Origin of the sequence: Mesorhizobium sp. WSM4313 (genome assembly GCF_002294725.1) — a bacterium.
Taxonomy (GTDB): Bacteria; Pseudomonadota; Alphaproteobacteria; order Rhizobiales; family Rhizobiaceae; genus Mesorhizobium.
In genome coordinates this window covers 24557-46722 of the sequence record NZ_NSFT01000025.1, presented here as the reverse complement: position 1 = coordinate 46722, position 22166 = coordinate 24557, and the positions used below count along the sequence as shown (strand labels likewise).

At 58.6% G+C, this 22166-nt stretch carries 16 protein-coding genes and 2 pseudogenes; 16 read left to right on the top strand and 2 right to left on the bottom strand.

Features of this window, described 5'->3' with window-relative positions:
* Nucleotides 1-560: 560 nt before the first annotated feature.
* The 11 genes from CK219_RS29200 to CK219_RS29150 all read left to right on the top strand — a co-directional run bounded on the left by CK219_RS29200 (nt 561) and on the right by CK219_RS29150 (nt 12486).
* Nucleotides 561-842, top strand: a complete 282-nt coding sequence (locus CK219_RS29200; RefSeq protein WP_029356603.1) for an acyl carrier protein — start codon at nt 561-563, stop codon at nt 840-842.
* Nucleotides 843-2051 (top strand): beta-ketoacyl-[acyl-carrier-protein] synthase family protein, encoded by a 1209-nt coding sequence (locus CK219_RS29195; RefSeq protein WP_095769981.1) that lies wholly within the window; start codon nt 843-845, stop codon nt 2049-2051.
* A gap of 853 nt (nt 2052-2904) precedes the next feature.
* On the top strand, nt 2905-3495 hold the full coding sequence (locus CK219_RS29190) for a NodA family N-acyltransferase (RefSeq protein ID WP_063169401.1): 591 nt from the start codon (nt 2905-2907) through the stop codon (nt 3493-3495).
* Nucleotides 3492-4151 carry a chitooligosaccharide deacetylase NodB gene (gene nodB / locus CK219_RS29185; RefSeq protein ID WP_063169400.1) on the top strand — a complete coding sequence of 220 codons (660 nt, stop codon included), beginning with the start codon at nt 3492-3494 and terminating at the stop codon, nt 4149-4151. The genes CK219_RS29190 and nodB overlap by 4 nt, the downstream gene beginning before the upstream one ends.
* A gap of 15 nt (nt 4152-4166) precedes the next feature.
* The gene (gene nodC / locus CK219_RS29180; RefSeq protein ID WP_063169399.1) at nt 4167-5492 is read left to right on the top strand and encodes a chitooligosaccharide synthase NodC; all 1326 of its coding nucleotides are present in this window, start codon (nt 4167-4169) and stop codon (nt 5490-5492) included.
* 261 nt (nt 5493-5753) lie between these two features.
* A complete protein-coding gene (gene nodI, locus CK219_RS29175) occupies nt 5754-6668 on the top strand; it encodes a nodulation factor ABC transporter ATP-binding protein NodI (protein ID WP_024505873.1) in 915 nt (304 codons plus the stop codon).
* Nucleotides 6669-6671: 3 nt separating this feature from the next.
* Entirely contained in the window at nt 6672-7460 is a 789-nt protein-coding gene (locus CK219_RS29170; RefSeq protein WP_063169398.1) for an ABC transporter permease, read from the top strand.
* A 283-nt stretch (nt 7461-7743) separates the two neighbouring features.
* On the top strand, nt 7744-8505 hold the full coding sequence (locus tag CK219_RS29165) for a sulfotransferase domain-containing protein (protein WP_063169397.1): 762 nt from the start codon (nt 7744-7746) through the stop codon (nt 8503-8505).
* A gap of 392 nt (nt 8506-8897) precedes the next feature.
* Nucleotides 8898-10181 carry a dicarboxylate/amino acid:cation symporter gene (locus CK219_RS29160; RefSeq protein WP_210326678.1) on the top strand — a complete coding sequence of 428 codons (1284 nt, stop codon included), beginning with the start codon at nt 8898-8900 and terminating at the stop codon, nt 10179-10181.
* Nucleotides 10182-10456: 275 nt separating this feature from the next.
* Nucleotides 10457-11518 (top strand): LacI family DNA-binding transcriptional regulator, encoded by a 1062-nt coding sequence (locus CK219_RS29155; protein ID WP_051695606.1) that lies wholly within the window; start codon nt 10457-10459, stop codon nt 11516-11518.
* Between the two features lie 164 nt (nt 11519-11682).
* Nucleotides 11683-12486, top strand: coding sequence for a TIM barrel protein (locus CK219_RS29150; protein WP_063169395.1), 804 nt, complete (start codon nt 11683-11685; stop codon nt 12484-12486).
* A gap of 48 nt (nt 12487-12534) precedes the next feature.
* Here CK219_RS29150 and CK219_RS29145 read toward each other — a convergent pair whose 3' ends face one another.
* Entirely contained in the window at nt 12535-13452 is a 918-nt protein-coding gene (locus CK219_RS29145) for a LysR family transcriptional regulator (protein WP_063170390.1), read from the bottom strand.
* Between the two features lie 701 nt (nt 13453-14153).
* Between CK219_RS29145 and CK219_RS31540 the strand changes: the two are divergent.
* The 5 genes and pseudogenes from CK219_RS31540 (at nt 14154) to CK219_RS29115 (ending at nt 20933) form a co-directional block, all read left to right on the top strand.
* Nucleotides 14154-15377, top strand: a pseudogene (locus CK219_RS31540) (IS110 family transposase).
* A gap of 1218 nt (nt 15378-16595) precedes the next feature.
* A complete protein-coding gene (locus tag CK219_RS29130; RefSeq protein WP_029356603.1) occupies nt 16596-16877 on the top strand; it encodes an acyl carrier protein in 282 nt (93 codons plus the stop codon).
* A complete protein-coding gene (locus tag CK219_RS29125) occupies nt 16878-18086 on the top strand; it encodes a beta-ketoacyl-[acyl-carrier-protein] synthase family protein (RefSeq protein WP_095769981.1) in 1209 nt (402 codons plus the stop codon).
* A 772-nt stretch (nt 18087-18858) separates the two neighbouring features.
* Nucleotides 18859-19902 (top strand): annotated as a pseudogene (gene nifA, locus CK219_RS29120) (nif-specific transcriptional activator NifA); the annotation flags it as partial.
* A 464-nt stretch (nt 19903-20366) separates the two neighbouring features.
* Entirely contained in the window at nt 20367-20933 is a 567-nt protein-coding gene (locus CK219_RS29115; protein ID WP_024505228.1) for a sugar O-acetyltransferase, read from the top strand.
* Nucleotides 20934-21240: 307 nt separating this feature from the next.
* On the opposite strand, the gene CK219_RS29110 is transcribed toward CK219_RS29115, so the two are convergent.
* The gene (locus CK219_RS29110) at nt 21241-22134 is read right to left on the bottom strand and encodes an SIR2 family protein (RefSeq protein WP_024505229.1); all 894 of its coding nucleotides are present in this window, start codon (nt 22132-22134) and stop codon (nt 21241-21243) included.
* Nucleotides 22135-22166 lie beyond the last annotated feature (32 nt).

Genomic DNA, 22166 nt, shown 5'->3' with positions numbered 1-22166 from the left:
GGCCGCACTCATGACCGGCTGGGCTCGGTTAATCCTGCATGCCGCGCCCATGAGGTTACTTGTCCGGAGTGCGTCGAGCACAACGAGGAGATGTAGTTCACGATCTTTGAAAAGCGTGGTCAACCATCCAAAGTGTGGATGCCTTTCATCGAAACAAACGATTTCATCAATGTTCTGGAATCCTGCATGGGCAGAAGCACCTGATGGACACCGATGCCCCCACTGCCTCATGGCGTGGCGAGCGTCTTAAGAAACCGCCCGAAAGGAGATTTTTCATGCGCTCTACCGGGCAGTGGAGTGCTGGGAAAGGGAGTTGCAACTGACCGGCCATGTCAAACTGTCCGACTTCTTCCGAGCCTATGGACAGACCGGGAGACGCGCACGTGTAGCGGCTCACATCGTCATACTGCACCTACGCCACACACCGGCCGGACCTGATCCGGCTTTATGAGCATTGGGTTTTGTCAGTTGCCCAAGCGTGATGGCTTTCGCGACGCGGCGCGCCTCAGGAACTGAGCCGCGTCCAGGTCGAAACGCGGGAAAGAAAGACAGGAAACAGAATGGCCGATCAATTCGCAACGGACGTCATTGCCCTGATCAAGAAACGCGCCGAGTCGGAGAGCGGTGAGGGAATGCCTGCGTCATTCGTCGGCGAGATAACAATCGCCACGGAACTGGACGCGCTCGGGTTCGATTCGCTGGGTTTGGCGGACGTCCTCTGGGATGTGGAGCAGGCCTACGGCATCAAGATCGACATGAACACGGCCGATGCCTGGTCCAATCTCAAGAATGTCGGCGACGTCGTGGAAGCCGTCCGCGGCTTGCTTGCGAAGGAGGCTTGAATGGACAGGCGCGTCGTTATCACCGGAGTGGGCGGCCTGTGCGGACTGGGCACCGACGCCGCCTCTATGTGGAAAGAGATGCGCGAAGGCCGCTCCGCCATCGGCCCGATCGCCAATTCCGAGCTTCATGACCTGGAGGGCATGACCGGCGCTGAGATCAAGGCGCTGCCCCAGCACGACATCAACCGGGGGCATCTCATCTCCATGGACCGCTTCAGCTTGCTCGCCGTGCTTGCAGCGCGCGAAGCCATGCGGCAGGCCGGACTTTCCTGCGACGAGGGGAATGCCCATCGCTTCGGCGCGACAGTGGGCGTCGGCGGCTTGGGCTGGGATGTGATGGAGGAAACTTACCGGGCCCTCCTTTTGGACGGCGCGAGGCGAGTTGGCATCCTCGCTGTACCCAAAACGATGCCAAGCGCCGCCGCCGGCCAGGTGAGCTTGAGCCTCGGCTTGCGCGGGCCGGTCTTCGGGGTGACCTCCGCATGTGCCTCGGCCAACCATGCGATCGCCTCGGCGGTGGACCAGATCAAGCTGGGCCGGGCCGACGTAATGGTTTCCGGGGGCAGCGACGCACCCTTCGCATGGGGCGTGCTGAAAGCATGGGAAGCAATGCGCGTGCTTTCACCCGATACCTGCCGGCCCTTCTCCGCCGATAGGAAGGGCCTGGTGCTGGGCGAGGGTGCGGGCATGGCCGTGCTGGAAAGCTACGAGCATGCCACGAGGCGTGGTGCCACAATTCTTGCCGAGATCGCCGGCGTCGGCCTTTCCGCCGATGCCTTCCACATTGCCGCGCCATCTGTCGAGGGGCCAGCGTCGGCGATGCGCGCCTGCCTTGCCGATGCCGGGCTGAATGCCGAGGACGTCGACTACCTCAACGCGCACGGCACCGGTACCAAGAGCAATGATCAGACTGAAACGGCGGCGATCAAGCGTGTGTTTGGAAACCACGCTTATTCGATGTCCATCTCTTCCACCAAGTCCACGCACGCGCATTGCCTCGGCGCAGCGAGCGCGCTTGAAATGATCGCCTGCGTGATGGCAATCCAAGAGGACGTCGTGCCGCCGACCGCCAACTATCGCGAGCCAGATCCCGCTTGCGACCTCGACATCACACCCAATGTGCCGCGGGAGCGCAAGGTGCGCGTCGCCATGAGCAACGCCTTCGCCATGGGCGGTACGAACGCAGTTCTGGCATTCAGGCAGGTGTAGAAGCCATGCAAGACGCCTCATTTGAGGTCACCTGTCGTATCTAGCTGCTTGCCGGACCACTATGTAAAGCGAGCGCTATTGGCTGCCTCTGCGATGCGGGAATTGGCAGCGGACGTCTCTCGATCAAACAGGCATCTTGCTTGTAGAATTCTTTTAATCGTGAAGCGGCGCGAGTGCGCTATCCGTTGAGGTGAGCAAGGCCGGCGCCCTGGGTGAGCGCTGGTGTCGGGTGGTGGAAAGTACAGGGGGAGCTGTGTGGCCCCTCTTTCTCGGCCTCGACGATGTGCGAAGGAGCCTGCGCGGCGAACGGGCCAACGCCCCAGGCTCAGAACCTGGGCGAACCTAACTCCCGCCAAAGGACAGCCCAGAGCTGGATACACGAAAGAGATACTGAACCCGCGAATCAGATTCTGATCAATCGTCGTGTCTGAGCTCCACTCGGCTCTTACGGAGATAATCGCGCGGCCCGGCAACGGCCGCGCGTGCCGCGGGCGTGAGCTTTGCGCTTCGTCAGAAGTGCCTCGAGCGTGACGACGATAATTGACCAGCCATATGGAACGCATTCGCCCAGTTATCCAAAGCGTGGATACCTTTCATCTAAACAAAGGATTTTACCGTTTTTGCTGCAGGTCCCATAGAAGCGCTTCAAGTTGGAAAGATAGGTAGTTCCGATGGTTGCGTTGGATCTGAGGAGCATCATCTGGTGTGCGGGGCGTACAAAGTCAGTCGCATCTGCATTGCGGCTTGGTCTTTCGGCGGTCCCCACAAGTTACGCCCCGTTGGCGCGACGCCAATTATTTAATCAATGCTTGGACATTTATCTCAACCAGACAGCTACAAGGTGAGGTCTTCCATGCGTCCGAATGTCGAGTGGAAGTTGTGCTGGGAAAATGAGCTGCAACTGGCCGACCATGTCGAACTCTCCGACTTTTTTCGAAAGACCTATGGACGGACTGGCGCCTTCAACGCGGAGCCATTCGAAGGCGGCCGCAGTTGGGCCGGCGCGAGGCCGGAATTCCGCGCAATCGGCTACGACGCGCATGGGGTAGCGGCTCACATCGGCATGCTGCGGCGCTTCATCAAAGTTGGCGAGGTCGACTTGATCGTCGCTGAATTGGGCCTGTACGCGGTTCGTCCGGATCTTGAAGGGCTCGGAATCGGTTTTTCGATGCGCGTGGCGTACCCAGTGCTCCATCAGTTGGGTGTTCCATTCGCTTTCGGCACGGTTCGGCACGCGCTGCGAAACCATGTCGAAAGATTCTGCAGAGCCGGCCTCGCGAACATTGTGTCGGGCGTTCGCGTACGGTCGACCCGTCCAGATGTGCATCCCGACCTGCCGCCCACGCGCCTGGAAGACGTACTCGTGTTGGTTTCGCCGATCGGACGCTCGATGGACGAGTGGCCGTCTGGTACCCTGATCGACCGGAACGGTCCGGAACTATGAAGCCTCTGGACTACATATGCGAAGGGCAGAGTGACAATGCCGATCGCATTGCAGAGCGCAGCGTCTATCTGACGTTTGACGACGGTCCCAATTCATTTTTCACACCGCAGATACTCAATGTGCTGGCGCAACATCAGGTGCCGGCGACCTTCTTCGTTGTTGGGGCCTACGCGGCCGACGAGCCGGAACTCGTTCGCCGAATTATTACAGACGGCCACGGTATAGCCAACCACACGATGACTCATCCGGACCTAGCTAAATGCGGGTCCGTCGAAGTCGACTGCCAGATAGTTGAGGCAAACAGAGTCATAGGGATGGCTTGCCCGCAGGCCATGGTTCGGTACTTTCGTGCACCCTATGGCATCTGGACCGAAGAAGTAATCGCTGCATTAGCGGGTGAGGCATTGGCGCCCGTCCATTGGTCCATTGATCCACGCGACTGGTCTCGCCCCGGCGTTGACGCCATCGTCGACAGAGTGCTCGCCGATATCCGGCCGGGCGCAATCGTGCTGTTGCACGACGGGTGCGCTCCCGACGAATTGCAACCAGGCAATCAAGCCAGTCTGCGCGACCAGACGGTGACAGCGTTGTCACGCCTAATTCCAGAATTGCACGGCCGCGGATTTGTAATCCGATCACTTCCTCAACATCCCTGAACAAACAGAGATCCTATGGACCTTCTCACCACAGCCAGTACTGTTGCCGTTTCGTCTTATGCGGTGCTCTCGACTGTTTACAGAGGCATGCAAGCGGTCTACTCCCAACCGGAAAATGTTACGCCGCCGTCGGAAAGCTTGTTCGGATCCGACCGTTGGCCGAGCGTGGATGTCATTATCCCCTGCTACAATGAGGACCCGCGCACACTCGCGGCGTGTTTAGCTTCCATTGCAAATCAAGATTACTCCGGAACATTTCAGGTCTATCTGGTTGACGACGGTTCTGGAAATCGTAATGCCGTCATCCCGGTACATCACGCCTACGAGGGCGACCCGAGATTCAATTTCATTCTGCTCCGCGAAAATGTTGGCAAACGCAAGGCGCAGATCGCCGCCATCCGCCGCTCATCTGGAGATTTCGTGCTCAGCGTCGACTCTGACACGACACTTGCGTCCGACGTCATCACGAAGCTTGCAGTAAAAATGCGGGATTCCATGGTCGGAGCGGCCATGGGCCAGCTGACGGCATACAACCGCAGCGACACTTGGTTGACCCGATTGATCGATATGGAATACTGGCTGGCTTGCAATGAGGAGCGCGCGGCGCAAGGTCGCTTTGGTGCGGTCATGTGCTGCTGCGGCCCATGTGCAATGTACCGCCGGTCTTGTCTCCTTTCTCTGCTGGATCAATACGAGACGCAGCTGTTCAGGGGGAAACCAAGCGACTTCGGTGAAGACCGTCATCTTACGATCCTCATGCTGAAAGCAGGCTTTCGAACCGAGTACGTTCCAGGTGCCGTCGCGGCGACAGTCGTTCCGGACAAGATGGGACCTTATTTGCGCCAACAACTCCGCTGGGCACGAAGCACTTTCCGGGACACGATGCTTGCGCGAGGTCTACTGCGTGGCCTGGATCGCTATCTAACTTTGGATGTGATGGGAGAGAATCTCGGCCCATTGTTGCTCGGCATCGCGGTAGTAACGGCGCTCGGTGAGTTACTATTTTCACATACAGTAAATTGGTGGACGGTGCTGGCTATTGTCACGATGACCATAATCAGATCTACGGTGTTATCTTTCCGCACTCGGCAGCTTCGATTCATCGGCTATTCAATGCACGCGTTAATCAGGATATTCCTGTTGATCCCCTTGAAGGCTTACGCCCTGTGTACATTGAGCAATAGCGATTGGCTGTCGCGTAAAAGTGTTCCCCTGCCCAACAGCAGCACAAAGGAAATCACAAGCGCGATGCCGCTTGGCGGAGCAAATGCTGCGGGCAATTCTGGAATTGCGGAGTCACTTCATACTGCAGATCTTTCGCTCACAGCTAGTGAAGTCTGACGGCCTTGCAGCGCCGAGTGACCGAGTAAGTTGTGTCAGTCGACACGGGGTGAAGCTTGTCGAGTTACCTATGGTCAGAACGGGGACTATGTGGAAGCGACACGTGGCATCTTGACGTTATTCTTTGGCGGAAGCGATACACACGTCGCTCCGGCCGCGACTTTCCAAAGGTGTCATCTCAAGGCGGTGGCCTGCTCTGAACCAGAATTCGCAAGTAAGCTGCCGGTGGCCAATCGGACTCATTCCGCTTGAGATAGACGCATGTCCAATGTAGCAATCGACCTTACCGGCGTAACCAAATTATTCGGAAACAAGCTCGTTGTGGACGGGCTGTCCTTCACCGTTGCATCGGGAGAGTGCTTCGGTCTGCTGGGGCCTAACGGCGCAGGCAAGAGCACGATTGCGCGTATGCTCCTCGGTATGACCCGGCCTGACGCGGGTGATATAACAGTCCTCGGTCTACCAGTGCCGGCACGCAGCCGCTTGGCCCGCAAGGGCATAGGCGTGGTCCCGCAGTTCGACAATCTCGACCTGGAATTTACGGTACGTGAGAACCTGTTGGTGTTCGGGCGCTACTTCGGCATGAGTACAAGAGAGATCAACGCCGTCATCCCACGGCTGCTCGAGTTCGCTCGCCTTGAGAGCAAGGCGGATTCACGTGTCGGCCTGCTATCCGGCGGGATGAAGCGGCGCCTGACGCTGGCACGTGCTCTGATCAACGACCCCCAGTTGCTTGTGATGGATGAGCCCACGACCGGCCTCGACCCGCATGCCCGCCATCTGATCTGGGAGCGACTTCGTTTCCTGCTGGCGAGCGGAAAAACGATCATTTTGACCACCCATTTCATGGAAGAGGCTGAGCGGCTTTGTGATCGGCTGTGTGTTCTCGAGCGGGGACGCAAGATCGCCGAGGGCAGTCCTCATGCGCTGATCGACGAGTACATTGGGTGCAACGTGATCGAGATCTTCGGCGGTAATCCACAGGAGCTGATTTCGCTGATCAGACCGTACGTTCAGCGTGTCGAGGTAAGCGGCGAGACGCTCTTTTGCTATGCGCCTGAGCCGGAGGATGTGCGCATCCAGCTTCGCGGTCGAGCGGGTCTGCGTATTCTAGAGCGTCCACCCAGTCTGGAGGACGTTTTCTTGCGGTTAACCGGACGTGAGATGGAGAAGTGAGCAATGGGTGAACGTTTTGCGGCCGCTCTACCCGCCAACGCCTGGAACTGGATGGCGGTGTGGCGCCGCAATCATCTGGCATGGAAGAAGGTGGCATTTGCTTCAATGCTCGGCACCCTTGCTGATCCGATGATTTACCTTTTCGGGCTCGGCACTGGCCTTGGACTGTTGGTAGGCCGCATCGAAGGTGCATCCTACATCGCCTTTCTGGCAGCCGGCATGGTTGCGACGAGCGCGATGACAGCATCAACCTTCGAAACAATTTACGCGGTTTTCGGTCGAATGCGCGATCAGGGCACTTGGGAAGCAATCCTGCACACACAACTTACCCTCGGCGACATCGTTCTCGGTGAATTGACCTGGGCAGCCACAAAGGCTTTTCTGGCCGGTACGACAATTGCGATTGTTGCGGCCGCGCTAGGTTATGCCGCGTGGACGTCGGTTCTCTACGTGCTACCGGTCGTCGCTCTCACCGGATTCGCCTTTGCGAGCCTGGCCATGCTCGTCATCGCGCTCGCGCCCAGTTATCACTATTTTATTTTCTATCAGACGCTTGTCATCACACCCATGCTGTTCCTTTCGGGCGCGGTTTTTCCAGTCGGCCAATTGCCAGGAGTGTTTCAGCAGATTGCGGCCTTCTCGCCCCTGGCGAATTCTATCGAGCTAATCCGTCCGGTGATGCTCGGCCGCCTGGGCGACAATGTAGGGCTGCATATAGGCGCACTTTGCATGTTCGCTGTATTGCCTTTTTTTCTGTCGGCTGGACTGTTTCATCGACGACTAATGCGTTGACGCTTGCTTACACCCATTAACCAGAAGGAGGTCCGCAATGCCGGATGCAAACTGCCCACAGCGGCCCGGAGGCATGCGTATGCTAGGAATCGCGAGTGGTACAACGCCGAAGCCGGGCGCCACCCAGCCGCTGCAGGCACCCGCCCAGCTTCGCGACCACACCTCGAAGAACAGGCTGGATGGTGAGGCGCGGACCCACCCGGAGCGTTCAATCGATAGCAGCCAAGCTTCTTGTGCGCGTCCACAGACCGTCGCGGCCATTATTTAGTTGGATACACATGCAATGACCCACAACGAAGCAACTCTTGAGCCTTTTGTGATCCTTGCTATGCCAAGGACCGGAACACACTATTTAGAAGAATTGCTAAACGAGCATCCGACCGTTTTGAGTAACGGTGAGTTGCTAAACGAATATGATCCCAATTGGCCCAGCACTGATCGCCTGCTAGGCACGGATCGCGAGCTTCTTGAGCTTGCCTATGTGCGCTGCCCTATGCGCGACTACAAGAATGTGACGCATCTTGGATGCAAGATCAATGAACCTCAGTTTCGCGAGCGTCCCGCATTCTTTGCGGAACTGGCTCGTTGGCCAGCACTCAAGGTCATCCTTGTTGTTCGCCGAAACGTATTGGAATCGCTCCGATCCTTTGTGCAGGCCAGGGAAAGCGGTCACTGGCTGAAGTTCAGCTGGGACAACGATACCGCTCGGCCACCGAGCGTCAGGTTGTCAATCGCCGACTGTGAGGCTTATTTCAAAGCCGCCGACGATTTTCACGCTCGCGTTATGGACTCCTTCACGTCGACCAACCTGCTTGTAATGGAATACGAGAGCCTACTTCACGAACCTGCCCAATGCCTGGGAGCGGTTTGGGATTTCCTGGGCGTTCCAGCGCTTGAGCCATCAGATAACGCCATCCTGCAGCGCCAGGAAACGCGACCGCTGGATCAAACGGTGGAGAACTTTGACGAGTTGCGGATTCACTTCGCACGGGGACCTTATTCAAGATTTTTTGACCTCGGAGATTCAATGCGCTCCTACGCTTAATCGCTTGTACCGCGTGCTCTGATGGGCGTGTAGGATATCCTGCAGTTTGCGCGCATTCCGTCGCAAAACTGACAAACCAAAGTCACCAAGACGACAGAGATATCGGCCGGCAGTCGATCTGCGGCAGACATCAAAGACACGGCCGCAAGGCGACCTGGTCAATTCCCTCTCTGGCGAAGCACTTCTTCAGACGCGATCTTTGGCGAGCCTTGAGTGCAAATTCCGGCAAAGGTGGAGGGTTCCAGTGCGCAACCCGCACCAATCTCGCTGGACGGGACAGGCCTCCAGTTGGCACGGCGCTTGCTCCGAGATGACAGCAGCGCTCGACCGGAGCGCAGCATGGGAGAAGGAGGAGCCCCCACCCCGATCCGGTCAGGGAGAGAGAAACGGTGTTGGTTCCAAGAGTCCCCCGCGCGATCGCAGCGCCCCGCAAGCCCCATTTTGCCCGGACCTACGTGCAGGTGCTTGCCGCCATAGTCCTGGGAGCCGCAATTGGCTACCTCTATCCGGAAACCGGCCAGAGCCTGAAGCCGCTCGGCGATGCCTTCATCAAAGTCGTCAAGATGATTATCGCACCTGTCATCTTCCTGACAATTGCGACCGGCATTGCCGGCATGAGCGATCTGCAGAAGGTCGGCCGAGTTGCCGCCAAGGCGATGGTTTATTTCCTCACCTTCTCGACACTTGCACTCGTTGTCGGACTGATTGTCGCGAATATCGTTCAACCTGGCGCCGGCCTCAACATCGATCCGGCCTCGCTCGATGTCCAAGCCGTTAAGGGCTATGTGGCCACGGCTCACGAGCAGTCCGTGACCAGCTTCCTGATGAACATCATCCCGTCAACGATTGCCAGTGCCTTCGCGGAAGGCGACATCCTGCAAGTCCTGTTCTTCTCGGTCCTGTTCGGCATTGCTTTGGCGATGACCGGAGAGACGAGCAGGCCGGTCGTTACCTTTCTCCAGGCGCTTACCGCCCCCATTTTTAAGCTCGTCGGCATTCTGATGAAGGCTGCACCCATCGGCGCCTTCGGCGCAATGGCCTTTACGATCGGCAAATACGGAATCGGTTCGGTGGCCAACCTCGCGATACTGGTCGCGACGTTCTATCTTACCGCCTTCCTCTTCGTGTTCGGGGTTCTCGGCGCGGTCTGCCGCTACAACGGCTTCTCGATCTTTTCTCTCGTCCGCTACATCAAGGACGAGCTGCTGCTTGTCCTGGCAACGTCCTCCTCGGAGGCCGCGCTGCCCTCGCTAATGGAGAAGATGGAGAAGGCCGGCGCCGCCCGTTCGGTCGTAAGTCTCGTCATCCCTACTGGATACTCATTCAATCTGGACGGTACCAATATCTACATGACGATCGCCGCCCTCTTCATCGCCCAGGCGACGAACACAGATTTGTCAATTGCCGATCAGATCCTCCTGCTGCTAATTGCGATGCTTTCCTCGAAGGGTGCGGCAGGCGTCACCGGCGCCGGCTTCATCACATTGGCCGCTACTCTCTCTGTCGTGCCGAGTGTTCCCGTTGCCGGAATGGCTCTAATTCTTGGCGTGGACCGCTTCATGTCGGAATGCCGCGCGCTGACGAATTTAGTCGGTAATGCGGTGGCATCGCTCGTTGTCGCTCGCTGGGAAGGCGAATTGGACCAGTCACGGATGGAAACCGCTTTCCGCGGTTAGGGTTACATCAAACTGGCTCCCCGCAAGCAAGATCGCAACAGCGCGACGTGTAAGTAGCGGCCTTGACACAACAGTCGAATTGCCAGCCTCCAAAGAGCGCTGGAAATAGAGTACTAACGCAGTGAGTAATACAACACCATGAAGCCCCTAAGCAAACGAACGGTTCACGGAGACTCATCTGGGTGCGCATGGAGCGCTGTTCGTCGAATGCGCTATCCGCGGGGTGGGGGAACTATTTCAGCTTGCCGCCCCAAGCCGTCGCGGGAGCGCACCGGATGATGGAGGACCGGCCGATCAGAATCGCTAGGGGAAAGCGCGTCACAATAGCCGATCTCGCCCGCGAAGCCGGAGTCAGCGTAGCAACAGTCGATCGGGTTCTGAACGTCCGCCTTCCGGTGCGAGAGGAGACCGCCCAGCGGGTCCATGCGGCCGCGCACGCGATCGGCTATCATGCTGCCGGTCTCATCAAACAGCGCTTGCAGCAGCACCTGCCGCACTACAAGCTGGGCTTCATCTTGAGAAAACCTACCCACGATTTCTACCAAGATTTCGCTCGCAAGATCGAAGAGTCGGTCAGTATGGCTAAATCCTTCCACGGCCTTCCGATCATCGAGTTCGCGCAGTCACATTTGCCGCGTGACCTGCTCCCGCTTCTTAAGGACCTTGGGAGCCGCTGCCAGGCGATCGCCATGGTGGCGGCCGATCACCCGAAAATCACAGCATCAGTCGAGGAGCTCAAGGCGAAAGGTATCCCGGTATTTTCGCTGCTATCCGACTTCGCCGATGGCGTGCGCGAGGGCTACATCGGCCTCAACAACAGCAAGGTCGGACGGACTGCCGCTTGGGTGTTTTCCAAGGCCGCAAAACGGCCCGGCAAGGTGGCGGTGTTTGTCGGAAGCCATCGCTTCCAGGCGCATGCGACGCGGGAAACGGCCTTTCGTGCGTATTTTCGTGAGAACGCGCCAAAATTCGAGGTGCTTGATGCGCTCGTGAACCTTGATGAACGGCAGCTCACTTACGAAAAATTGCTGGATCTTATGCAGCGGGAACCAGAGCTCGTCGGCTTCTATATGGCCGGCGGGGGGATAGAGGGGGCAATTTCCGCGCTCCGAGAAGAGGGGAGCGGTCAGGATCTCGTCGCGATCGTGAGTGAAATGACGCCGCAGTCACGTGGGGCGCTTGCGGATGACATCTTGACGATGGCGGTCGGCACGCCAATGCGCCGACTTTGCCAGGAGCTGATAATGGCAATGGAGCGGGCCATCAAAGCCGGCGTCGCGGAGAGCCCGGGGCAGACATTTCTGCCGTTCGACATTTATCTTCCGGAAAATATTTGACCTTGATGGATTTCTATCATGAGCGCCCATTTTCCTTTCACCGATGAAAGGAAAGCTCGATTGACTCGGCCGTCTCTGTCCGATCTGTGAACCGGCGTGGTTCCGTCTTGAAAGAAGCCGGATGCCGAAATGGCAGCCGCGCTTCATGGAAGGAAAGTCAAGCAATGCGCCAGGTATCGCCCCGCTTTGCACTCGATCACATGGCGGCGCCCCGCCTTGACGTCAGTGCGCTTTTCGCGCTTGCCCGTGACCAAGGCCTGACCGACGTCCAAATCCGTTACCCTCATTTCAGCAATCCTGTCGCACGCGGCATTCCGGCTGCGGACGTTCGGTTGGCCGCTACCGAAGCGGGCGTCACGATCATCTCTGTCAACGCCTTGCAGCGGTTCAACGACTGGACTCCAACGCGTCAGGCCGAGGCAAGCAACCTCGCCGATTATGCGACGGCGTGCGGGGCGGAGACGCTCGTGTTGGTGCCGGCCAACCGCAGCTCGTGGCCCACCAATAGCGAGCGCCAGGACAATCTTCGTTTCGCTCTAAACGAGATCAAGCCAATCCTCCAGTCGCGGGGTCTGATCGGTCTCATCGAGCCGCTGGGTTTCCGAACCTGCTCGCTTCGATCAAAGAAGGAAGCGGCCGAGGCCGTTGCCGCGGTTGATGGCCAGTCCGTCTTTCGCCTCGTGCACGACACGTTCCACCACACCCTGGCCGGGGAGACATGCCTGTTCTGCGAGCTTACCGGCCTGGTGCACATTTCAAGCGTAAACGACCCGACCTTCTGGATTTACCCCGATCGCTTTCTTGCAGGTTCCGACAATGGCAGCCAGATTCAGGCGCTGCTGGATGGCGGCTACGCGGGACCTTTCTCATTCGAGCTGGTCGAGGAAGTCCATTCTCTGGACGATCTCGCAGGCGCACTTGCCGCCAGCATCGACTTTATCCGGCGAGGGCTATTGTCGTCAAAGTAGATGGTGACAGGAGTAGTGACTATAGGTGCGCCTGAATTTTCCGTGGGTTCACAGCGGGGCAGCCATCCGAGATGCCTCCTGTATCATTATCTCCCGCATCCAGATGCTTGCCGGATCGCTATTGTGGAGGGCCGGCCATTGGAGGGTCTCGGTGAATGTGGGAAATGGCAGCGGAAGTTCGATAACCCGCAGGGGGAACGTTTTTTCGAAATGCCTGACCAGCCGTAAGGGCATGGTCGCTATACGAGCTGTGCCGGACACCATAGGTGGAATCATGCTGAAGCCCTGCACGGCGACCTCGACACGTCTCTTAAGGCCATGCTCAAGCAAAAACCATTCCTCGATAGACGGCTTCATCGTACGCCCGAACCTGACCGCGACGTGCCTCATCGACATGTATCTCTCGAATGTAAGCTGCTGTGGCAGCTGCTTGTTTGTGGGACAGCCTACGCACACGAGCTTCTCGTCAAACAGCGCAACGCTTGAATGCACACTCGACGTGAACATATCCGGTAGAATTAGAAAATCGACGTCACCGCGCCGGAGAAGCTCATCGGGGCTATCGTCGACAGGCAGCAGTTCGAAGCTGACGGCGGGGGCTTCCCGTGAAATACGCTCCACAAGCTTTTCGAAAAACACGAGCGTGACGAAATCGGAAAGAATGATCCTGAAGAGGCGATCGGCTCGAGCTGGGTCAAACGGATCCGAAGAAATAATCGAGCACTGGATGTGCTGGAGAGCGTCGCGAACTGCGGGGGCAAATGCTGCCGCACGCGGGGTTAGAAATCTTTCGCGACCTCTTATCGTAAACAGTTCATCGCGGAAATAATCGCGCAGTCGGGCGACGGCCGCACTCATGGCGGGCTGACTCAGGTTAATCCTGCGTGCCGCCGCCGAGAGATTACGCTCCGTCAGGAGTGCGTCGAGCACAACGAGGAGATTTAGATCAAGTCCTTTGAAACGCATGTCATCAGCCATCCATGGGATGGATGCCTTTAACCGAAACAAACGACTTTAACAATTTAGCATTCTTGCAATCTTTTGTCGCAAAAAGTTTATGATGGATGACGTTAAGGTCCGACATATGAGCCGCGTGATCTGCCGAAGCGAGCAATCGTTCGTACTGTGCAGGTCAGAGATTGGCAGTTTGAAACGCCGGGCCGATGGCGCCGGTCTATCAACCAGCGTCTTCGGCGGCCCCGACCTAGCTAGGCGTGGAACCTAATAGGGTGCACCTTTCCAGTCCGAGGCGACTGATGGGCGGTTTGATCCTAAGCTGCCGTGAGGCCTGTGCCAATTGTATCGGCGAGCCAATGCAGCAGTCCGGCAGCGTTTTTGAGAGCTGTTGTAGGCTCGGCCTAAGCCCATTGGCGCAAGCCTATCTGAACGAAGCGCTTGGCCTTGCCGCTATCCGGTATGTGATCTGTGGTGCCTTCTCGTCCTGCTGTTCTTGTTTTGGAACGCCCTTATGGTGAGCCCATCCGGGACGTGGGGCACCGGGAGCACAAAGGTGCAGGCAGGCCGTCAATAGACCGTGGGCTGAGAGCCCGAGCTCGTTACATGGCCGCCCCTCGCGACTTTCCCGGATGCGCTGCGAGCGCGGATCAGTAGATGTCGTGTTGCCCGCCAGCTCCCGTCTTTGACCGAGCCAAGAAGGAGGAACGGGCATGCTTATCATCGGACTGGATATTCACCGCGCCTTCGCCGAAGCAGTGGCATGGGAGGAGGGCAGGCTCAGGCGACTCGGCCGCGTCGACATGCGGCGCGATCTGCTGGCGGCGTTCGCCGCGAAGCTGTCGCCGAACGATGTCGGGGTGATCGAGGCCACCGGCAACGCGACGTCCGCTGCAGCTGTGGTTGCGCCGCATGTGAAGAAGGTGGGGATCGCCAAGCCGAAACAGGTGTTTATCGTTGCCTATGCCAAGATCAAAACGACGATCGACGCCGACGTTCTTGCGCAGCTCTATGCCAGCGGCTTCTTGCCAGAAGTCTGGATTGCGGACGAGCCGACGCAGGCTCTGCGTCGACAGGTGACACGGCGCAATCAGATTGTCCGACAGAGATCTCGATTGAAGAGCGTCATCCAGTCGATCCTTCATAGCCACCTGATCCGTCCTGCCCGCATGCTGACCTGTGCGGCGCCAAGGGTCGGACCTGGTTAATCGAGCAGGTCGTACCGCAGGACGAGCGCCTCGCGATCGATGGGCATCTGCGCGAGTTCGACCGATTGGGCGAAGACCTCCAGGTCATCGAACGCGATCTTGTCCGCTCGGCTCTCGAGGATGAAGGCGTGAAGCGGCTGATGACCATTCCCGGCGTCGACATCACCGTCGCGCTGGCGATGAAGGGCGGCGATCGGCGACGTGTCGCGCTTCGACGATCCGCAGAAGCTCGTGACCTATCTCGGGTTGAACCCAAGCGTCCAGCAGTCCGGCCAGGTCCGGCCTACCATGGGCGGATCACCAAGCAGGGCCGTGGTCATGCGCGCGGCATGCTCGTCGAGGCGGCCTGGGCGGCCGCTCGTGCTCCCGGACCGTTGCGAGCCTTCTCCCTGCGGCGTGCGAGCCCGGCGCGGACAGCATGTCGCGGCCGTGGCAACCGCACGCAAACTCTCTGTCGTGATCTGTCATCTGTTGAGAAGGGCGAGAGTTACGCGTGGGCTCGACCCTCCCTGCATGCCAAGAAGCTTGCGCGATGTGGAACTCAAGGCCGGGAGCAAGGCTGTGCGCGGCCAAAAGGGAGCGCACGCCTACAACATAAAGAGCCACCGGGAAGAAGAGCGCCGCTGGGTGGAGCAGGCCGAGGGCGCCTATGCACGCCTCGTCGCCGGTTGGAACCCACGAGGTCCGAAGAGGGTAGGCACGGATGCCGCAAACGAGGCGCGACGATAGAAGCTGCGCGGCAGGGCTCTCATCTCGGACCCTGCTCTTCGCCACGCGGTCGTCCGTGCGCGACAGGAGAATAGCGCAGATTTATCAAAAAGGCTCTTGTCGATCACATCAGTGGTCTTGGGCGCTGTACGGCCGGGTGAAGACTTTGCAGGTGGCCCGGAAAGCGTTTGACCTGCAGCGAAGCAATTGTCGTCATTACGCGCTCGACCCGGGCGCCCAGCTTGGCATAAGGGCTACGTGGCCTCAGGAAGCGTCGTCGCCAATGCAGACCATGGACGAATTCCCAGCCGATGCCGAGATGCCGGTCGACCGTGCCTGTCGCCGTCCGGTGATGCGATGCCCCCGAGCGGATGAGTTCGCCCCGGATGCTCCCGGTCACGACGCACGGGTTCGGGTTCCAAGGCGCTCAGTTTTGTTCGCGCCCAATCGGTGTAGGACGCGGCAGAAATACGAGCGTGACGAAATCGGAAAGAATGATCCTGAAGCGGCGATTCGGTAGAGCCGGGTCAAACTATCCGACGAAATAAACGATCACTGGATGGGCGGGGGAGCGTCGCAAACTGGAGGGCAAGAGCTCCCGGACGCAGCGTTAAGTTTGAATACCTCCGCGGACATGGTCGCGAGCTTATCGCGCAAATAAATCGAGCAGCCGAGCGCCGGCCGCACTCATGACCGGCTGGGCTCGGTTAATCCTGCATGCCGCGCCCATGAGGTTACTTGTCCGGAGTGCGTCGAGCACAACGAGGAGATGTAGTTCACGATCTTTGAAAAGCGTGGTCAACCATCCAAAGTGTGGATGCCTTTCATCGAAACAAACGATTTCATCAATGTTCTGGAATCCTGCATGGGCAGAAGCACCTGATGGACACCGATGCCCCCACTGCCTCATGGCGTGGCGAGCGTCTTAAGAAACCGCCCGAAAGGAGATTTTTCATGCGCTCTACCGGGCAGTGGAGTGCTGGGAAAGGGAGTTGCAACTGACCGGCCATGTCAAACTGTCCGACTTCTTCCGAGCCTATGGACAGACCGGGAGACGCGCACGTGTAGCGGCTCACATCGTCATACTGCACCTACGCCACACACCGGCCGGACCTGATCCGGCTTTATGAGCATTGGGCTTTGTCAGTTGCCCAAGCGTGATGGCTTTCGCGACGCGGCGCGCCTCAGGAACTGAGCCGCGTCCAGGTCGAAACGCGGGAAAGAAAGACAGGAAACAGAATGGCCGATCAATTCGCAACGGACGTCATTGCCCTGATCAAGAAACGCGCCGAGTCGGAGAGCGGTGAGGGAATGCCTGCGTCATTCGTCGGCGAGATAACAATCGCCACGGAACTGGACGCGCTCGGGTTCGATTCGCTGGGTTTGGCGGACGTCCTCTGGGATGTGGAGCAGGCCTACGGCATCAAGATCGACATGAACACGGCCGATGCCTGGTCCAATCTCAAGAATGTCGGCGACGTCGTGGAAGCCGTCCGCGGCTTGCTTGCGAAGGAGGCTTGAATGGACAGGCGCGTCGTTATCACCGGAGTGGGCGGCCTGTGCGGACTGGGCACCGACGCCGCCTCTATGTGGAAAGAGATGCGCGAAGGCCGCTCCGCCATCGGCCCGATCGCCAATTCCGAGCTTCATGACCTGGAGGGCATGACCGGCGCTGAGATCAAGGCGCTGCCCCAGCACGACATCAACCGGGGGCATCTCATCTCCATGGACCGCTTCAGCTTGCTCGCCGTGCTTGCAGCGCGCGAAGCCATGCGGCAGGCCGGACTTTCCTGCGACGAGGGGAATGCCCATCGCTTCGGCGCGACAGTGGGCGTCGGCGGCTTGGGCTGGGATGTGATGGAGGAAACTTACCGGGCCCTCCTTTTGGACGGCGCGAGGCGAGTTGGCATCCTCGCTGTACCCAAAACGATGCCAAGCGCCGCCGCCGGCCAGGTGAGCTTGAGCCTCGGCTTGCGCGGGCCGGTCTTCGGGGTGACCTCCGCATGTGCCTCGGCCAACCATGCGATCGCCTCGGCGGTGGACCAGATCAAGCTGGGCCGGGCCGACGTAATGGTTTCCGGAGGCAGCGACGCACCCTTCGCATGGGGCGTGCTGAAAGCATGGGAAGCAATGCGCGTGCTTTCACCCGATACCTGCCGGCCCTTCTCCGCCGATAGGAAGGGCCTGGTGCTGGGCGAGGGTGCGGGCATGGCCGTGCTGGAAAGCTACGAGCATGCCACGAGGCGTGGTGCCACAATTCTTGCCGAGATCGCCGGCGTCGGCCTTTCCGCCGATGCCTTCCACATTGCCGCGCCATCTGTCGAGGGGCCAGCGTCGGCGATGCGCGCCTGCCTTGCCGATGCCGGGCTGAATGCCGAGGACGTCGACTATCTCAACGCGCACGGCACCGGTACCAAGAGCAATGATCAGACTGAAACGGCGGCGATCAAGCGTGTGTTTGGAAACCACGCTTATTCGATGTCCATCTCTTCCACCAAGTCCACGCACGCGCATTGCCTCGGCGCAGCGAGCGCGCTTGAAATGATCGCCTGCGTGATGGCAATCCAAGAGGACGTCGTGCCGCCGACCGCCAACTATCGCGAGCCAGATCCCGCTTGCGACCTCGACATCACACCCAATGTGCCGCGCGAGCGCAAGGTGCGCGTCGCCATGAGCAACGCCTTCGCCATGGGCGGTACGAACGCAGTTCTGGCATTCAGGCAGGTGTAGAAGCCATGCAAGACGCCTCATTCGAGGTCACCTGTCGTATCTAGCTGCTTGAGGGGCGGGGCATTGTGATACAGGGAGGGCTGTGGGGTCCCTCCTTCTCGGCCTCGACGATGTGGGAGGAGCCTGTGCGGCGAAACGGGCTAGACGCCCCCAGGCCCAGAACTTGGGCGAAACCAACTCCCACCAAAGCACAGCCGCTTTAGTAGCCGAACAATGAAGCCTCGCTCGACGAGCCGCCGCCTCTACTGTCAGCGGCATCACGCGGTTGAAGCGAACAGCGCAGCGGCTACTGTTTCCCGCACAACTCGGACGGCAATTGGGACAAGTCCGCACATGTCGTCACGTAAGCTGAACGCCGCAGGTACAGCCAAATTGGGGGCGGGGCGTTTCTGCCGTTTTGATAGAATTCTATCAAACTGACAATTTTCCTTGCACGAATGCAAGGAGAGCTCGATTGACTCCCCTCCTTTCTTGTCAAGGATGGGTTTGCAGGCTGCGGTGCGGCAGAAGCCGGACAGAACGGCGACCGGTCGAGTAAAGGCCTGCGCAAACAAGCGCGCATATTGCGGGCGCCCGCACGGAGGAGAAGACGCTCGTCCTGGTGAAAGACAACGATGCTCAGGCGCCATTGCCATTTGCCGAGGGGGTCCGCGCGCCGGAAATTTCGAAGCAACAAAGGTGAGATCGAGAATGATGATGGCGAAATACAACACAGCTCACCGTCCAGTGCAGTTCTACCGGCGGGTGGCGGAGTGGGATGGGCTGCCAAATGGAACGTAAAAAGATCAGCAAGGAGATGCTTGGCGATAGTCAGGCGCTGCGCAAGCTGCGTGAGCACCTTGTCAAGGTGGCCAAGGCGAAGACTACGGTCCTGTTGCGAGGTGAATCCGGAACCGGCAAGGAGCTGGTTGCCAAAGCCATTCACGAGCTCTCGCCTCGCGCCAAGCAGCCCTTCATCAAGGTCAATTGCGCGGCGCTCACCGAGACGCTTCTGGAATCTGACTTGTTCGGTCATGAGAAGGGTGCCTTCACCGACGCGAGCAGTTTGCGCAAGGGGCGCTTTGAGGCTGCCGACAAAGGCACATTGTTTCTGGACGAGATTGGCGAAATATCAGGTTCGTTCCAGGCTAAGCTGCTGCGTGTCCTGCAGGAGCAGGAGTTTGAGCGCGTCGGCAGCAACCACACCATTAAAGTTGATGTTCGCGTGATTGCCGCAACGAACAGGGACTTGGAAACGGCAGTTCAACGCAAGGAGTTCCGGCAAGACCTCTATTATCGCATCAACGTCGTCACTTTACGCGTGCCGGCATTGCGCGAAAGGCGAGGTGATATTCCGCTCTTGGCCGCTCAGTTTCTCAAGAATTTCAATACTGAGAATGATCACACGCTGACCTTCGCTCCCGAAGCGATTGAGGTGCTAATGAACTGCGAATTTCCAGGTAACATCCGAGAGCTCGAAAACTGCGTTCAACGGACGGCAGTTCTGGCGACGGGTCCATCAATCCTCAGAACTGACTTTGCCTGTTACGCGGATCAGTGCTTGGCCGCGGCGCTGTGGAAGAACGGACAGCCGACGTCAGAGAAGTCGACTACGATCGAGCCTTCCGCCGCCTGTGCCGCCCCGCCCGTCGGCGACGGGCAAGCGCCGATAGGCCCTGCCACGACTCGTGGTAGGGTGCCCGATGCCGATACGGTCATTGCTGCCATGGAAAAGTGTGGCTGGGTGCAGGCAAAGGCGGCGCGCCTGCTCGGTTTGACCCCGCGCCAGATCGGCTACGTGCTGAGAAAACGCGGTATCGAGATCAAGCGTCTCTGAAACAACCCGCCGAGCAAGAGCTGGAGCAGGTCAAGCATTGGTGCTCTGGCGCCGAGCCCATCGGCCAGGCTTACGAAGTGGGTGTGAACAGCGCTGCCAAGATTCCGGCCGTGTGCTTTCTACCACCAGTCGTACTGGGGCTCTGCGACTGACAAACTAAAAAGGAGTAATCCTCTGGCGGGACCTGGTCGATACATTAGCTGATGGCTTACCGCTCGATATCACGCAATCTGAGATGGGCATGAAAGTGAGTTCGACCGCTGGACAGTTGCCGACTTCGTCAGGTATTGGCCCCTGCGACCGGTTGATCTCCGATATCCAAATTCTTGGAAGTTGGTCGAGACGAAACTGTCGCCCCGGCTCGTGACCGACCGCGCGCCCGGCAAGATCGAGTTACAAAGTTGCCGAGGCAGTTTGATGTGCGTTCCTGCATCACTGTACGGGACACGACCTGACGGGAGACTATGATGCGTAGCCAAAAAGAAAAGATGCTCGCAGGCGAGTTTTACAATGCGGCGGATCCGGAGATCCAAGCTGACCTGTTGGCAACCGGGGCTTGGCTCAAGCGGTACAATGATACGCTGGGGCAGACCACGGGGCATTGGCATGAGCTTTTGTCCGAGCGGCTGGGAGAGGTTGGGCGCGGAACGGTCATCCGTCCGCCCTTTTTTTGCGACTACGGATTCAATATCCGCATTGGAGCCAATGCCTACATCAACTTCAACTGCGTTATTCTTGACGTGGTAGAGGTCAAAATCGGGCAAGGAACGGCAATTGGGCCTGCTGTGCAGATTTATACCGCCGATCATCCACATGATGCCGAGCAGCGGCAGGCCGGCCTGCAGGTCGGGCGTCCTGTTCACATTGGCAGCCGTGTCTGGATCGGCGGTGGAGCAATCATTCTGCCTGGCGTCACGATTGGTGATAATGCAGTGGTAGGCGCTGGCTGCGTGGTCACACGAGATGTTCCCGCCGGGGCAAAGGTAGTGGGAATTCCTGCTCGCGTGGCCGACCCACATAAACAGGCATAATCAACCTCGTTGACCCTGGAGGTGCATGCGAACTGTCGAAACTGTGCCGAATTTTTGTCGAAGCCATTGAGCGCTGCATATGTTGTCGCGACTCGGGCGCTTCAGTTCTTTTGCCACGGGGGTCACAAGATCATGTGCGTAATGCCGCCGCAACGTGCTCACGTCCCGCAGCAGCGGACCCTTTCACATGGCCCAACGAATTCAGAGCCTACGTTGTGCTGCCACTAGCATTACTGCTCACGAATGTATTCCCAACTGAGTTTTCGCCCTTGGAGGCAAGCAGCGACTCACCAGCAATCGCCGGCCATTAATCCTGGCTAGCATCGACCCCGACGAGGCGAGCCGCGGCGTTGCGGATCGGCATGTCGATGACCGTGATTGCGCCTTCGGCAAGGAAACGACGTTCGTTTCTGGTCAGCGTAGCCGAATCGATCACCGCAAAATGTGGGCCAGTGGAGCGCTTCATCAGCTGTCTGGCATATGTGCGCAGCATCTGATCGTTGAAGCGGCAGCCCACGAAGAAAAAACCCCGGTTGACGCGCCGTTGCTTCACCGCGTCCGGGATCGGCGTCTGGATATCAATTTCGGTTAGGACTTCGACGTAATCGGAATCAGCCACGAGGAAGTTTGCCGCCGGCCTGACGCTGCCGTGCGGCGCATAGAGCACCGTCCTAGCCACTTGTTCGGCCTCGAGTTCTGTTCCTGACAAATCGTAAGTTCTCGTCCAGATGTTACCGATTCCGGTCGCGCGCGTCGTTCCTTGTATCTCGACAACGTCTGTTTGGCCGGCCTCTGCAAGGGCTGCTCGCATGGCGCCATCGTACCAGCTGTCGATGATGACAGACAGTTGAAGGGTTGCGAGCCAGGCGTGAAGAACGGTCGGCTCGGCGGGGGCTGCGAATATCTCCGCCATCCACGCTTGGAGAGTCCGACGATGTCGGCGCTGCTCGATAAACTGCGCGACCGACCACATATTGGTGCGAATCCTGGAAGGGGCAGGCGCCCGCTTGTTGAGGGCCGCGGCGACATCTTCAGGGGTGCAAGGTACAGGGGATTCCGGTGGGTTAAGCTGCAGAAGACCAGGACCGAGATAGGGGATCACTCGATCGGCCTTGAGAGCGCCGTTCAGCAGGTCAATCAGTTTTTTGGCAAAACTGCCCCGGACGACGACGAGATGGTCCCAGCTCAGCATCGTGTTCATACGCGTTTCCTCTCCGCCACTGAACCCACCGG